Raw genomic sequence first — 15785 nt, forward strand, 5'->3', positions numbered from 1 at the left:
TTAGGAAATTAGCTTTTCAAGTTCATCTCCAGTTAAACGTTTGAGGGCCTGCAGAGATTTAGCCAATTCGTCTTCCAGCGGCGAGCTCTGCGCCTGAAGCGTTGCCACCAGCGCACAGAAAGCCTTGAAGTCGCGGGCCTGAAACAATTCACGCAACGGCACTTCCAGGTTCACTTGCTCACGGATGCGGACAATCACCTGGGTGGCCAGCAGCGAGTGCCCGCCAAGGCTGAAGAAGTCATCGTCGAGGCCAACCTGGGGCACCTGCAGTACCTCTTGCCAGACCGCTGCCAGTTGCAACTCGAGCGCGCTCTGCGGGGCGCGATAACGGCGTGATCCCTGCAATTGGTCAGGCGTCGGCAGGGCCTTGCGATCAAGCTTGCCGTTGGCGGTCAACGGCCACGCCGCGAGGAAGACCATGTGGGTCGGCACCATGTACTCGGGCAGCGCCTGCAACAACAAGCCGCGCAAACGCTCCACGGCCTGAGCTTGATCCTCGGCGCTGGCCAGGGCGATGTCCGCGCGCGAAGCGATCAGGTAGGCCACCAGTTGTTGCCCGGCCACGCCCTGGTGCGCCAGCACCAGGGCCTGGTCGACCTCTGCCAGGGTTTGCAAACGCTCCTGGACCTCGCCCAGCTCAATGCGAAAACCACGGATCTTCACCTGGTGGTCGGCACGCCCGGCATACTCGACCGTGCCGCTGGCGGTGAAGCGCGCCAGGTCTCCAGTGCGATAGAGACGCCCGCCGGGGTTGCCGAACGGATCGGGAACAAAGCGGCTGGCACTCAAACCACCGCGATTCAAATAGCCACGGGCCAGCCCCGCGCGCCCGACATACAACTCACCCACACAGCCGTGAGGTACCGGGTTGAGGTCGCCATCGAGCACGTACCAGGACAAGTCGCCAATCGGTTCGCCAATGGGGCTGCCCTGGGCACTGCCCAGATCAGCCCTGGACAACGGTCGATAGGTCACGTGCACCGTGGTCTCGGTGATGCCATACATGTTGATCAGGCGCGGTGCCTCGTCACCAAAGCGCTCGAACCACGGCGCCAGGCTGCTGACCTCGAGGTTTTCGCCGCCAAACACCACATAACGCAAGGCCAGGTCCAGCGTCCCGGCGGGCGCGGCGCAGGCAACCTGGGCCAGCACCTTGAACGCCGAGGGGGTCTGGTTGAGCACCGTGACCCGCTCGCGCTGCAGCAGCGCCAGGAACGCCTCGGGCGAGCGGGCAGTGTCCTGGTCGACCATGACCAGCCGGCCGCCGTGCAGCAAGGCACCAAAGATTTCCCACACCGAGAAATCGAAGGCGAATGAGTGAAACAGGCTCCACACATCGGCACTGTTGAAGGCGAACCACTGCTCGGTGGCCGCGAACAGACGCACGACGTTGGCATGCGCCAGCAAGGTGCCCTTCGGTAGCCCGGTCGAGCCCGAGGTGTAGATCACATAGGCCAGGTTGTCCGGGTCGAGCTTGAGCTGCGGGTTGCTGCAATCACCGTCATCCGCCACGTCCAGCAGCAGGGTTGGTACGCCTTCCGGCACCGGCAGCTGCGCCAGCAATTGCTCCTGCGCCAGCAACATCGACATGCCGCTGTCCTGCATCATGTAGGCCAGGCGGCCCTGCGGGTAGTTGGGGTCGAGCGGAACGTAGGCGCCACCGGCCTTGAGGATGGCCAGCAGGCCGACGATCATCGGCAGGTCGCGGGTCGCCGCCAGGCCCACCCGGACATCGGCCCCCACCCCCATGGCAATCAGCCGATGGGCCAGCTGGTTGGCGCTGTTGTTGAGCTGGCCGTAGCTCAAGCACTGGTCACCGCGCGACACCGCCAGCGCATCCGGGTTGCGTTCGACCTGGGCTTCGAACAGTTCATGGATGCAGTGGCGCACAGGGAACTGTTGCGGCGCCGGGTTCCAGCAGCGCAGCGTTGACTGCTGTTGCGCCGGGTTGAGCAACGCCAGCTGGCCCAGACGTGCCTGCGGGTCAGCGGCCACCGCCCGCAGCAGCGCTTGCCAATGCCCGAGCATCTGCTCGATGGTGGCCGCGTCGAACAGGTCCGTAGCGTAGTTGAGGCTGGCGCCAATGCCTTGCGCGGATTCATGGGTGGTCAGGGTGAGGTCGAACTGTGCATCCTGGCTGTCCTGGCCAACCGCCTCGACCTGCAGGGCCAGCGCGGCCTGAGGCGCCGCGCCCGGGGTGTCGCTGCGGTGATTGAACATCACCTGGAACAACGGGCTATGGCTCAGGCTGCGCTCCGGGTGCAGGGCTTCGACCAGTTGTTCGAAGGGCAGGTCCTGGTGCGCCTGGGCGCCCAGCGCCCGCTCACGAACCTGGGCCAGCAGCTCGCTGAAACGCAGGTGCCCGTCAACCTCGGCACGCAGTACCTGGGTATTGACGAAAAAGCCGATCAAGCGCTCGGTTTCCGGGCGGTTGCGGTTGGCCACCGGTACTCCGACGCGAATATCCCGCTCGCCGCTATAGCGCGCCAGCAGCGCCTGGAACGATGCCAGTAACAGCATGAACAGCGTTGCACCCTGTTGTCGCGCCAGCCCTTGCAGTGCCTGGCTCAGGTCGCTGTCCAGCTGTATCTCCACACGTGCACCGCGAAAGCTCCTGCTGGCCGGGCGCGGCCGGTCGGTGGGCAGCGCCAGCACCGGTTGCTGATCGCCCAGTTGCTCAAGCCAGTAGGCCAGTTGGCGTTCGCGCTCACCAGCTTGCATCCAGTGGCGCTGCCAGATCGCATAGTCACTGTACTGCAGCGCCACTGCCGGCAGGCTGCAAGGCTGTCCTTGCAAGCGGGCGCTGTACAGGGCCACCAGTTCCTCGACCATGACCTGCATGGAGCGCGCATCCGAGACGATGTGATGCTGGGTCAGCACCAGCACGTGATCGTCGTGGCCCAGGGTCAGCAGCTTGATCCGCAACAAGGGCCCCTGGCGCAAGTCAAACAGCTGCGCGGTTTCGGCGCTGATGAACTGCCTGAGCGCCTGCTCGGCCGACTGCCCCGGCGGCACACTCAACGGCTGCACCGCAATGCGCAAATTGGCCTGGGCATCAATGACCTGGCAAGTGCCACCTTGGGCGTTCTGGACAAACCGCGTGCGCAGTGTGGCATGCCGCGCGCCCAGCAGGTCGAAGGCCTGCTGCAGGCTGGCGATGTCCAGCGGGCCACGTAGACGCAGCGCGGTGGGGATGTGGTAGGCGGCGCTGTCAGGGTCCAGTTGCCAGAGAAACCACTGGCGCTCCTGGGCAAAAGACAGTGGCAGTTGTTCGAACTCATCGCTCACCCGCGGTATCGGCAGGTTGGCGGGCGAGATGCCCTCTGCCTGCATTTTTTCCAGGTACAGCCGGCGTTTTTCCAGCGGCAGAAGAATGAAACGCTGAGCAATCTTCAAGGCGACCTGCTGATCCATCAGATGGCCTCCATTTCGTCGAGCAACGCATCGAGCCTGCTGAGTTTTTCACTGTTCAGCGAAGACCCGCTCTGTTCCAGCTCGGCGACCAAGGCGCCGAGGACCGGGAATTGAAAAACCGTTTGCGCTGTCAGTTTCATACCAAGCTCAAGTTGAATTCGCGACACGACGCTCACCACCAGCAAGGAGTGACCGCCCATCTCGAAGAAGTTATCGTTCATGCCAATCCGCTCGACCTGCAGCACCTGCTGCCAGATCTGCGCCACCTGGCAGGCCAGCTCAGTGCCTGGCGCAATGAATTCGCTGCTGCCAACCTGGCTGTCGACTGCCGGCAGCGCCTTGCGGTCAAGTTTGCCGTTGGGGGTCAGCGGCAACTGTTCAAGGAACAGCACGTGGGCTGGAATCATGTAGTCGGGCAGGTCGGCTCGCAGCGCATGCCTGATGGCTCCGCCGGCCTGGGCGTAGGCGCTTGGCGCGAGGTCGCCATCCACCACCAGGTAGGCCACCAGGTGCGCGCCCCGCGCGCCCTGCAGCGCCAGCACCGCAGCCTCGCGCACCTGGGCCAGGGCCTGCAGGCGTGCTTCGACTTCGCCCAGCTCGATGCGGAACCCACGGATCTTGACCTGATGATCCAGGCGGCCGATGTACTCAAGCTCGCCGTCGTCGCGGTAGCGCACCAGGTCACCGCTGCGGTACAGGCGGGCGCCGGGCACACCGAAGGGATCCGGCACGAACCTCTCGGCGGTAAGACCCGGGCGCAGCAGGTAGCCACGGGTAACCCCGTCGCCGGCCAGCAGCAACTCGCCGGCCACTCCAAGGGCGGTCGGCTGCAAGCGGCCATCGACGACGTAGGCGCGGGTGTTGGCCAACGGCCGGCCGATACTCGGTGTGCCGCCAGGGTGACGGCGCGTCCAGGTCGAGTAGGTGGTGTCTTCCGACGGTCCGTACAGGTCGTAGACGTGCTCGATGGTGCCGCTGGCATACAGCTGCTCCACCAGCGCCTGCCTGAGCGGCTCGCCAGCCAGGTTGACAATGCGCACGCCCGGCGGAATCTGCCCGGCACGCTGCAGGGCCGCGACTGCCGAGGGCACACTGTTGAGCAGACGTACCCGCTCGCGGGCCGCCAGGGTCGGCAGCTCCAGGGCATTGCGCGCCATGATCACCTGACCGCCATTGGCCAGGGTGACGAACAGCTCCCACACCGACAGGTCGAAGCAGATCGACGTCGACGCCAGCACACCCTGGATATCTTCCTGGCTGTAAACCTGCTGCGACCACTGAATCAGTGCGCCGACGTTGCGATGGGTAATCGCCACGCCCTTGGGTTTGCCGGTGGAGCCGGAGGTATAGATGACATACGCCAGGTTCTGCGCCGAGACCGCTGTCTGCGGGTTGCCAGGCATGGTCGTCGCCTGCTCGCCATAGCCACGCTCCACCGGCACGACCTGAACGCTGGTGGGCACGCTGAGGTGCTCCAGCACCTGCTGCTGGCTCAGCAGGACGCGGGCGCGACTGTCTTCAAGCATGTAGGCCACACGCTCGGCCGGGTAGTCGGGGTCCAACGGCACATACGCACCACCTGCCTTGAGCACCGCCAGCAAGGCCACCAGCATTTCACTCGAGCGCGGCATCGCCACGCCGACCCGCACCTCGGGGCCCACGCCAAGCTCGATCAAGGCACAGGCCAGAAGATTGGCCCGCTGGTTCAACTGGGCATAACTGATGTGCGCCTGACCGTCGATCAATGCCGTTGCGTCAGCCCTGCGCGCAGCCTGCGCTTCGATATGCTGATGGATACAGCGCTGGTGAGCAAAGGCCAGGGTATTGCTGTTGCAGGTTTCGAGCAGCAGCCCGCGCTCGTTGCCGGTTAGCATGTCCAACTCGCCGAGGACCCGTTGCGGCGCCTGGCAGAGTTGCTCGAGCAGGTTGTCCAGGTGGCTGGCGAGACGCTCGATCTGGGCATCGCTGAACAACGCGCAGGCATAGTTGAACTGCAGCACCAGTTCCTCGCCCGTCGAAACCAGCAAGGTCAGCGGGTAGTGCGTTTGCTCGTGGCTGTTGAGCCGGCCAAAACGCAAATCCTGGGTTGCGCCCTGCTCCAGGGCCTGCGACACCGGGTAGTTCTCGAACACCAGAATGTTGTCGAACAGCGATTCAGCACTGTGTCCGGCCCAGCGTTGAATGTCGAACAGCGGGGTATGTTCATGCTCGCGCAGGCTCAGGTTTTTCGCCTGCAGCGCCTGCAGGAAGCTGCCGACGCTTTGCTCCGGGCGCGGCGTGGCGGCAACCGGCAGGGTATTGATGAACAACCCCATCTGCCGTTCGGCATCAGGCAGTTCGACCGGACGCCCGGCTACCGTGGCACCGAACACGACCGTTTGCTGGCCGCTGTAACTCTGCAGCAAGAGTGCCCAGGCGGCCTGAACCAGGGTGTTGAAGGTCACCTTCTGCTCGCGGGCAAACCCATGCAAGCGTTGGCTGCGCGAGCCTTCCAGCACGTGCCGGTACTCGCGCTGGTGGCGGTTGCCAGCGTCATGTGCCGTGCTTGCGGCCAGCCGGGTTGGGCCGACCAGGTCCTGCAGTTGCGCTTTCCAGAACGCTTCACTGGCCTGCTCGTCCTGAGCCTGCAGCCACTGGATATAGTCACGGTAACGGCCGTGCAGCGCAGCCGGTTGCTCGCCACGATAGCGTTGCAGCACCTCCCCCATCAGTTGTGAATTGCTCCAACCGTCCATAAGGATATGGTGGCTGGTGTAGATCAGCTGGTAGCGTTGCCCGTCGCAGTGCACCACATGCAGGCGCAGCAACGGCGCGCAGCCCAGGTCGAAACCGCGCTTGCGCTCACTGGCCGCCAGCGCGCCCAGCGCCTCGTCCAGGTCGGCACGCTGACGCCAGTCAAGAACGGTAAAGGGCACCTCCACCGATGCTTGCACTGCCTGCAAGGGACGTGCGCCAACGCCCTGCCAGATGAAACGGGTTCGCAGGATGTCGTGGGCCTGCACAGTGGCCTGCCAGGCAGCGGCAAAAGCCTCTACATCGAGGCCGAAAACCTCGACGCTCATCTGGTTGACGTAACTGCCCTGCTCGCGACCATCGAGGGCATGGAACAGCATGCCCTGCTGCATCGGTGACAGCGGATAGAGGTCTTCGACTGCGCTCAGGTCCAACTGATCGAGCTGTGCCTGAGTCAGTTGCGCCAGGGCAAAGTCCGATGGCGTGGCGCCCTGGCTGCGTGGGTCACAGCAATGGGCGACCAGCGCTGTCAGTTCCTGCTCATAGTCATCGGCCAGGCGCTGCACCGTCGAGGCAGCGAACATTTGCGTGCTGAACGTCCAGCCGATACTCAGCTCGCCATCAAACACCCGGCCATTGAGCATCAACCAGTTGGCCAGTGGAACATCAGCGCCCTGCTCGGCCCCCCGCGCCTCACCAGTCGGGGTGAACAGTGCCGCGTCGTCGGTGAAACTGCTGTCGAACTGGCCCAGGTAGTTGAACGTGATGCGCGGCACCGCCAGCCCTGTGAGCCGGGCGCGATCGCCTGGTTCAGCAAAATGGCCGAGCACGCCATAGCCCAGCCCCTTGTCGGGGATCGCGCGCAACTGCTCCTTGACGGTTTTCAGGGTCTCACCCAGGTCATCACGGGCACTCAGGCGCACCGGGAACAGGCTGGTGAACCAGCCAACCGACCGGGTCAGGTCAATGTCATCGAAGAGGTCTTCGCGGCCATGCCCTTCCAGCTGGATCAGCGTATCGGCCTGCCCGCTCCAGCGCGCAATGACCCGCGCCAGCGCCGCCAGGAGCACATCGTTGACCTGCGTCCGGTAAGCATTCGGCGCCACTTGCAGCAATTGCCGGGTGAGCCCGGCATCCAGGCGAGTGACCACGCTGTGGGCGTAACGGCTATGCAGGCTGGCGTCCGGATCGTCGCAGGGTAGCGCACTGCCCGCCACCGACAATTGCGCCTGCCAGTAGTCGACCTGCCCGCGCACGGCCTCGCTTTGGGCATAGCGCTGCAAGCGTGCCGCCCAGGCCTGCACCGAACTGGTCTTGGCCGGCAGGTTGCCGGGCGTGCCCGCCAGGGCACTGGCGTAGGCTGCCTGCAGGTCCTCAAAGAGGATGCGCCAGGAAACCCCGTCCACCACCAGGTGGTGGATGACCAGCAGCAAGCGCTGCTGCTGGTCAGGCAGGTCGAGCAGCAACGCTCTGAGCAGCGGCCCCTGTGCAAGGTCGAGGCTGCACTGGGCCCGTTCACAGGCTGCGGCCAGTTCGCTTTGGTCGTGCACGCTTGCCTGCCACAGCAGCCCTTCGCGCCGCCAGTGCTGCGCCTGTTGTTGCAGGCTGCGGTAATCGGCCCGCCATTGCCCGTCTGCCGCGCTGAAGTTCAGGCGCAACGCGTCATGATGCTGCACCAGCGCTTGCAGGGCCTGCTCCAGTGCTGGCGCCTGCAGGCGTTCGGCGGGCTTGAGCAGCACCGACTGGTTCCAGTGCTGGCGTGTCTGCATGTCTTGTTCGAAGAACTGCGCCTGGATCGGCAGCAACTGCACCCGCCCGCTGGCTGGCCCCTGATCGATCTCAAGGGCCGCGGCGCCGGTTGCCGCAACCGCCGCCAGGCTTTGCACGGTCTGATGCTGGAACAGCTGTTTAGGAGTGAAATGGATACCCGCCTGACGCGCGCGGCTGACCACCTGGATGGAAATGATCGAGTCACCGCCCAGTTCGAAAAAGTTGTCGGTCAAACCGACGCGCTCGCACTTGAGCACGCTTTGCCAGATCTGGGCAATCTGCCGCTCCAGCTCCGCCACCGGTGCCACGTATTGCTGGCTCGGTTCCAGGTCAGGCGCAGGCAGGGCCTTGCGCTCCAGTTTACCGTTGGGGCTGAGTGGCATCCGCTCGATCAACTGGATGCGAGCGGGCACCATGTAGTCGGGCAGGTTTGCCTTCAAGTGCTGGTCCAGCGCCTGGCGCCAGGCGCCTTGCTCGGCCTGGGCGCTGGCAAAGTCCGCGCTCGGTACTACATAGGCCACCAGGCGTTGGGCGGCGTTGTCGCCCACCGCCAGCACCGCGGCCTCGCGAACCGACGCGTGTTCGACCAGGCGTGCCTCGATTTCGCCCAGCTCGATACGCAGCCCGCGAATTTTTACCTGGTGGTCGATGCGACCGGCATATTCGATCACCCCATCGGCACGGTAGCGCGCCAGGTCACCGGTGCGGTACAGGCGCTGAGCAGCGTCGAACGGGCTGGCGACGAAACGCTCGGCGGTCAGTCCTGGACGCAAATGATATCCCCTGGCCAGGCCTTCGCCGCCAAGGTACAGCTCGCCGATCACCCCCGCCGGCAGCAATTGCAGGCTCGCATCGAGAATCCAGGTTTGCAGGTTGGCGATCGGCTCACCGATCGGCACGCTGTCCCCCGGCTCTTCCCGGCAGGTCCAGTGGGTGACGTCGATGGCCGCTTCAGTCGGCCCATACAGGTTGTAAAGCGCCGCACCGGGCAACTGGGAAAAAACCTGCGCCTGGGCATCCACCGGCAGTGCTTCGCCACTGCAGACTATCCGCTTGAGCGAGGTACAACAGGCCACCGCCTCGTCCTGCATGAACGCCTGCAACATGGACGGCACAAAATGCAGGGTGCTGACGCCCTGGTTGCGGATCAAAGCAACCAGCCTTGCAGGATCCCGATGATCGCCGGGCTCGGCGATGACCAGGCGGGCACCGAACATCAGCGGCCAGAAGAACTCCCAGACCGAGACGTCGAAACTGAACGGGGTCTTCTGCAGCACGACATCGTCAGGTGTCAGGCCGTAAGCCTGTTGCATCCAGTTAAGGCGGTTGCTCAGGGCCACATGGCGGTTACCGGCGCCCTTGGGCTTGCCGGTCGAGCCTGAGGTATAGATCACGTAGGCCAGGTTCTGCGCATCAGGCGTGCACGGCACTGGCGCCATGCCCTGGGCGGGTGTCAGTGCCTCGGGCTGGTCCAGCAGCAAGGTCTGCAGACTGCCCGGCAGGCTCAAGCGCTCGAGCAGTGCCGACTGGGTCAGCAACAGCCCGATACCGCTGTCCTCGATCATGTAGGTCAGGCGTTCGGCGGGGTAATCGGGGTCCAGCGGCACATAAGCGCCGCCGGCCTTGAGCACCGCCAGCAAGCCGACGACCATTTCCAGGCTGCGTTCGGCAGCGATGCCGACCAGCACCTCCGGGCCCACGCCTGCGCCAACCAGGCGCTGGGCCCATTGGTTGGCCTGCAGCTCCAGCGCCGCGTAGGACATGGCCTGTCCGGCGAAGACCAGGGCCGTGGCCGCGGGCGTGCGCTGGGCCTGGTCGGCAATCACCTGGTGCACGCAGCGCGAGTCGGTGTAGTGCTGCGCGGTATTGTTCCAGCCGTCGATAACCTGGCGTTGCGCGCGTTCACCCAGCATCGGCAACTGGCCAAGCGGCTGATCGACCTGCTCGACAAAGCCTTGCAGCAGTTGGGTCAGATGGCCGCACAGGTTCGTCACCGCAGTGTCATCACACAGCGCCCGGTCGTAGCTGAACTGCAAGGTCAGCACCTCGCCGAGCCCCACCGCAAGGGTCAGCGCAAAGTGCGTCTGCTCCTGCATCTGCACCTCGCCGAACTGCAGCCCTTCAGGCGCACCTTGTTGCAGCGCATCGGCAATAGGATAGTTCTCGAACACCAGGATGCTGTCGAACAGCGGCTCGCCCGCCCGTCCAGCCCACCGCTGAATATCGGCCAGCGGCACCTGCTCATGTTCACGCAGCGCCACGTTCTGCGCCTGGACCTGTTGCAGCCAGTGCCCGACGCTCAGCTCTGCAGCCGGGCTGGCAATGACCGGCAGGGTGTTGATGAACAGGCCAACCTGCTGTTCGATGCCGGCAAGCTCCGCCGGCCGCCCCGCCACCGTGGCACCCAATGCCACTGAAGGCTGGCCGGTATAGCGCTGTAGCAATACCAGCCAGGCTGCCTGTACCAGGGTATTGAGGGTGACTTTCTGTTGCCGGGCAAACTCGCTCAAGCGAGCGCTTTGCCCCGGCGTCAGGCTCGCCTGGTACTGGCCCTGACCGCTAGCGGCCTGCCCGTGCGCGCCAGCCAGGGCTGGTGCCAGCAGGGTCGGCGCGGCGAGGTCAGACAACTGCGCCTCCCAGAACACGCGGCTGCGCGCATCATCCTGCGCCTGCAACCAGCCGATGTAATCGGCATAACGCCCAGGCCGCGCTGGCACGGCGTGCCCTCGGTAACGCTGGAGCACTTCGCCCATCAGCAACGAGCTGCTCCAGCCGTCCATCAGGATGTGATGACTGGTGTGGATCAGGTGATAGTCATGCTCGCCGCTACGCACCAACAGCAAACGCAGCAATGGCCCGCAGCTCAGCTCGAAACCCCGTGCCCGCTCAGTGTCCGCCAGTTCCTGCAGGTCCTGGGCACTGCCCGGCCGCCCGCGCCAGTCAAGGACCTCAAACGGCAGCTCGACCTGTTTGAGCACCACTTGCACAGGCGTGTCGGCATCGTCAGGCCAGATAAAACCACTGCGCAGCACTTCATGGGCCTGCAGGCACGCCTGCCAGGCATCGCGGAAGCGCTGCAGATCCAGCCCGCGGATATCCACGCGCAACTGATTGATATAGTCACCCGATCCCTGCTCATAGAGGGAGTGGAAAAACATGCCCTGCTGCATCGGCGACAGTGGATAGAGGTCCTCGATATCCGCGCCATTGCACGCCAGCCGGTCCAGTTGCGCCTGGCTCAAGCGCGCCAGCGCGAAGTCGGACGGGGTAACCCCACGGTGGCGTGGATCACAGCAATGGCTGATCAGGCTGCGCAGCTCGTCGGCATACTCATCGGCCAGCGTCTGCATCTGCGCGCGGTCGAACATCTGCTCGCTGAAAGTCCATTCCAGGCTGAGTTCGCCCGCGTAGACCTGGCCGTTCAAGGTCAGCCAGTTGCTCAACAGTGCCTGCGGGCTGCGCTCCTCGCCCTTGTCCTCGGTACTGGGGACAAACAGGCCTTGCCCATCGGCAAAACTGGCATCGAACTGCCCCAGGTAGTTGAAGGTGATCCGCGGATGCGCCAGGCCACGCAACTGCAGGCGCGTCGGCTCATCGGCCAGATAGCGCAGAAGACCGTAGCCAATGCCCTTGTCAGGCACCTGGCGCAGTTGCTCCTTGATCTGCTTGATCGATTGCCCAAGGTCGTCGCAAGCCGTCAGACGCAGCGCAAACACGCTGGTAAACCAGCCCAGGGTCCGGCTCAGGTCGATATCGTCAAACAGCGCTTCACGGCCGTGGCCTTCCAGGCGGATCAAGGTATGCCGGTCGCCGGTCCAGCGGCTGATGACACGAGCCAGGGCCGTCAGCAGCAAGTCGTTGATCTGCGTACGGTAGGCAGCAGGCGCCTGTTGCAGCAACTGGCGCGTCGCGGTGCTGTCGAGCCGGGTCTGGACGCTGCGGGCGTGACTGGCCAACAGGCTCGCCTGCGGGTCACGGCATGGCAAGTCGTTGGCGCAGCTCAACTGCTCACGCCAGTAAGCCAGCTCGGTGTCCATGCGCCGCTCGCGGGCTCGCACCTGCAAACGCTCGCTCCAGGCCTTGAGCGAACTGGTCTTGTCCTGCAAGCGCAGCGCTTGGCCAGCCATCAGCTGCTGGTATGCCTGCTGGATATCCTCGAGCAACAGGCGCCACGACACACCATCGACCGCCAGGTGGTGAACCACCAGCAGCAGCCGCTGCGAGCCATCGGCCAAGGTTGCCAGCAACCCGCGCAGCAGCGGCCCGTGCTGCAAGTCCAGACTGCGCTGAACCTCGTTGCAGCGCGCGGTCAGGGCCTGCTCATCCGCCACGTCAGCCTGCCAAAGCAATGCCGCTGGCAGGCGCGTCAGCGCACCGTAGGTGGCCTGCCAGCTACCGTCGGCCTGGCGCTGGAAGTTCAAGCGCAGTGCATCGTGATGCACCACCAGCGCTTGCAACACCTGCTCCAGCAGCTCGGCTTGCAAGGGCGCTCGCGGTTGCAGCAGGACCGATTGGTTCCAGTGCCCAGGGGCCTGCAGTGACTGCTCGAAAAACGCCTGGGCAATCGGCAGCAATGGCACCTCACCGACCACCGGCGCTTGTTCGAAGCGCTGCACGCCACCCAGCCGGGCGACACTGGCCAGGCCCTGGACAGTCTGCTGCTGGAACAGATCGCGCGGGGTGAAATGAATGCCGGCCTGGCGTGCGCGGCTCACCACCTGAATGGAGATGATCGAGTCGCCACCGAGCTCGAAGAAGTTGTCCTGACGACCGATGGCCTGGCGCTTGAGCACCGCCTCCCAGATCGTTGCAATGCGCTGCTCCAGCTCATTGGCCGGTGCCTGATAATCTTCCTGCGCGCGCTCCAGCCCGGGCTGCGGCAAGGCCATGCGGTCGAGCTTGCCATTGGCCGTCACGGGCAGTTGGTCAAGCAGCACCACATGCGCGGGCACCATGTAGTCCGGCAGCACTGCGTGCAATTGCTCGCGCAGCTGGCTTGGCGGGGTGCCAGCGTCGGCGACCACGTAGGCAACCAGCTGTTTGCCAAGGCTGGCGTCAACGGCCAGCACCACCGCTTCGCGCACCGGTGCCAGGGCCAGCAACTGCGACTCGATTTCCCCCAGTTCGACACGCATGCCGCGGATCTTCACCTGGTGATCGATACGGGTAACAAACTGCAATTCGCCGTCAGCCCCCCGCCGCACCAGGTCACCGCTGCGGTACAGGCGTGCGCCCGGGCTGCGGCCGAACGGATCGGGGACAAAGCGCTCGGCCGTCAGCCCAGGGCGGCGGTGATAACCACGCGCCAGCGCCGCGCCGCCGATGTACAGCTCACCGATGGCCGCCGGGGCCAGCACCTCAAGACCGCCACCGAGCACGTACAAGGCGGTATCAACCAGCGGCCGGCCAATGCCTACCCGTGTATCGCTGGCGGTTGCGCGTTGGCTGTGGCTGGCATTGATGGTCGCCTCCACGGGCCCGTAACGGTTGTACAAGGCTACGTGGGGCAGGCGTTGCAGCACCTTGTGCTGCAGCTCGCGAGACAACGCCTCGCCCCCACTGAACAGATTGCGCAACGACGTACAGCCTTCAAGCCCAGGGGTTTCAATGAACGCCTGGAGCATCGAGGGAACAAAGTGCAAGGTACTGACCTGATGAGCCTGGATCAGCGCCAGCAGACGCTCCGGGTCTCGCTGGTCGCCCGGTTGCGCCAGCACCACCGGCGCACCACAGGTCAACGGCAGCAACAGCTCCCAGACCGAGACATCAAAACTGCTTGAGGTTTTCTGTAGCACCGCGTCTGCGGGGCTCATGGCATAGGTATCGCGCATCCATTGCAAGCGCCCGCTCAAGGCCCCATAGCGATTACCCGCCGCTTTCGGCCGGCCGGTGGAACCGGAGGTATAGATCAGGTAGGCGAGGTTCTCGGCCTGCTGCACAATCGGCAAAGGCTGGTCGCTGCACTGCTCCAGAGACGGATCGTCAAGCAACTGCACAGGCAACGGCAGGTCGGCGGGCAGGCGCGAGAGCACCGGCGCCTGGCTCAGCAGCAGGGCAATGCTGCTGTCCTCGATCATGTAGGCCAGGCGCTCGCGCGGATACTCAGGGTCCAGCGGTACATAGGCGCCACCGGCCTTGAGCACGGCAAGCACGGCCACGACCAACGCCATCGAACGCTCGACGGCGATGCCCACCAGAACGTCCGGCCCAACCCCCGACGCCCGCAGGCGCTGGGCCAGCCGGTTGGCCTGGGCGTCGAGCTGCGCATAACTCAAGGTCGCCTCGGCAAACACCAGCGCGGTTGCCTGGGGCCGGGTTGCGACCTGCTCGGCGATCAGGCTCAGCAGGCAAGCCGGGACGCTGGCTTGCGGGTCATTGCAGGCGTCGAGCAACTGACGAGTCTGGGCATCGTCGAACAGCGACTGTTCCGCCAGGCGCTGGTGCGGCTCGGCAAGGCAGCGCTCAAGCAGGTAACGCCAGTGCTCGCCGAGCCGCTCGATGGTGGCTGGCTCGAACAGGTCACAGGCATAGGCCAGCGACGCCTTGAGTATCCCGCCCTGGTCCTCGGTGTTGAGGGTCAGATCGAAACGCACCGTGTCGCTGCCTCGATCGAGCGCCTCGACGGTCAATCCCGGCAGGCGCCACTGGTCAACCGCCGGTTGCGCCACCTGGTGGTTGAACATCACCTGGAACAGCGGGCTCTGGTTCAGGCTGCGCTGCGGCTGCAAGGCATCGACCAGGTGCTCGAACGGCAGGTCCTGATGGGCCTGGGCCTCGAGCACGCGCTGCTTGGCCTGCTGCACCAGCTCGACGAACGACATCTGCCCATCGACCTGTGCCCGCAGTACCTGGGTATTGACGAAGAAACCGATCAGCGGCTCGACCTCGGCCCGTGTCCTATTGGCGATCGGCGTGCCAATGCGGATATCCGATGCGCCGCTGTAGCGATGCAGCACCGCCTGAAACGATGCCAGCAGCACCATGAACGGCGTCGCGCCCATGCTCGCGGCGAATGCGCGCACCGCTTGCGAAACGCTCTCGGACAAGGCAATCGGCACCCGTGCGCCACGTGCACTGCGCGACGCCGGGCGTGGGTAATCGAGGGGCAGCTCGAGGTTGACCGCCTCCTCTCCAAGGTTGGCTTTCCAGTACGCCAGCTGCCGTTGCGCTTCACCGGCGTCCAGCCACAGGCGCTGCCAACGTGCATGGTCGGCATACTGCACGGCCAACGGCGCGGGTACGGCCTGCTCGGCGTCCGCGACCAGGCGCGCATAGCCGTGGGTCACTTCTTCGACCAGAATCGGCAGGGACCAGGCATCACAAACGATGTGATGGGTGCAGAACAACAGCACATGTTGCTCGGCATCCAGCCTGAGCAGCGTGGCCCGCAGCAACGGCCCCTGCTCCAGGTCGAAGGCTTGCCGGGCCTGGCGTTCAATCTCCTGATCCGCCAGTGCCTGGCCGTTCTCGCCGCTAAAGTCGAGCAGTTGCAGTTCAAAGCGCGCAACGGCCTCGACCTGCTGCAACACCTGGCCGTCCTGCAGCACAAAACGGGTGCGCAGGACTTCATGGCGGGTCACCAGCGCCTCGAAGCTTTGCCGCAGGCTTTCGACATTCAGCTGTCCGCGCAAGCGCAGCACGGCCAGTTGGTTATAGGCCGTGGAGTCCGGCTCCAGTTGCCAGAGAAACCACATCCGCTGCTGGGCATGCGAGGCGGGTGTCGCCTCGCTGGGGTCTTCGCGCCGGGGAATCGGCAGGCTTTCCAGCGACAGGCCTTGCTCAAGCATGCGCGCCTGCAAGGCGCGCCGTTCAGCAGCGGAAAAACGGGTGAAGCGCTCAGCCAGCGCCAGCATTCGTTGCTCAAGCAT

General features: G+C 64.8%; 2 protein-coding genes. Both read right to left on the bottom strand.

Features of this window, described 5'->3' with window-relative positions; genetic code table 11:
* Positions 1 to 3414, bottom strand: a complete 3414-nt coding sequence (locus LOY37_RS17405; protein WP_258715387.1) for an amino acid adenylation domain-containing protein — start codon at positions 3412 to 3414, stop codon at positions 1 to 3.
* Positions 3414 to 15785: a non-ribosomal peptide synthase/polyketide synthase gene (locus LOY37_RS17410; RefSeq protein WP_258715388.1), complete on the bottom strand. Its 12372-nt coding sequence runs from the start codon at positions 15783 to 15785 to the stop codon at positions 3414 to 3416. Before LOY37_RS17410 ends, LOY37_RS17405 begins: the two co-directional genes overlap by 1 nt.

Source organism: Pseudomonas sp. B21-012, from assembly GCF_024749305.1.
In the GTDB taxonomy this organism is placed as follows: Bacteria; Pseudomonadota; Gammaproteobacteria; order Pseudomonadales; family Pseudomonadaceae; genus Aquipseudomonas.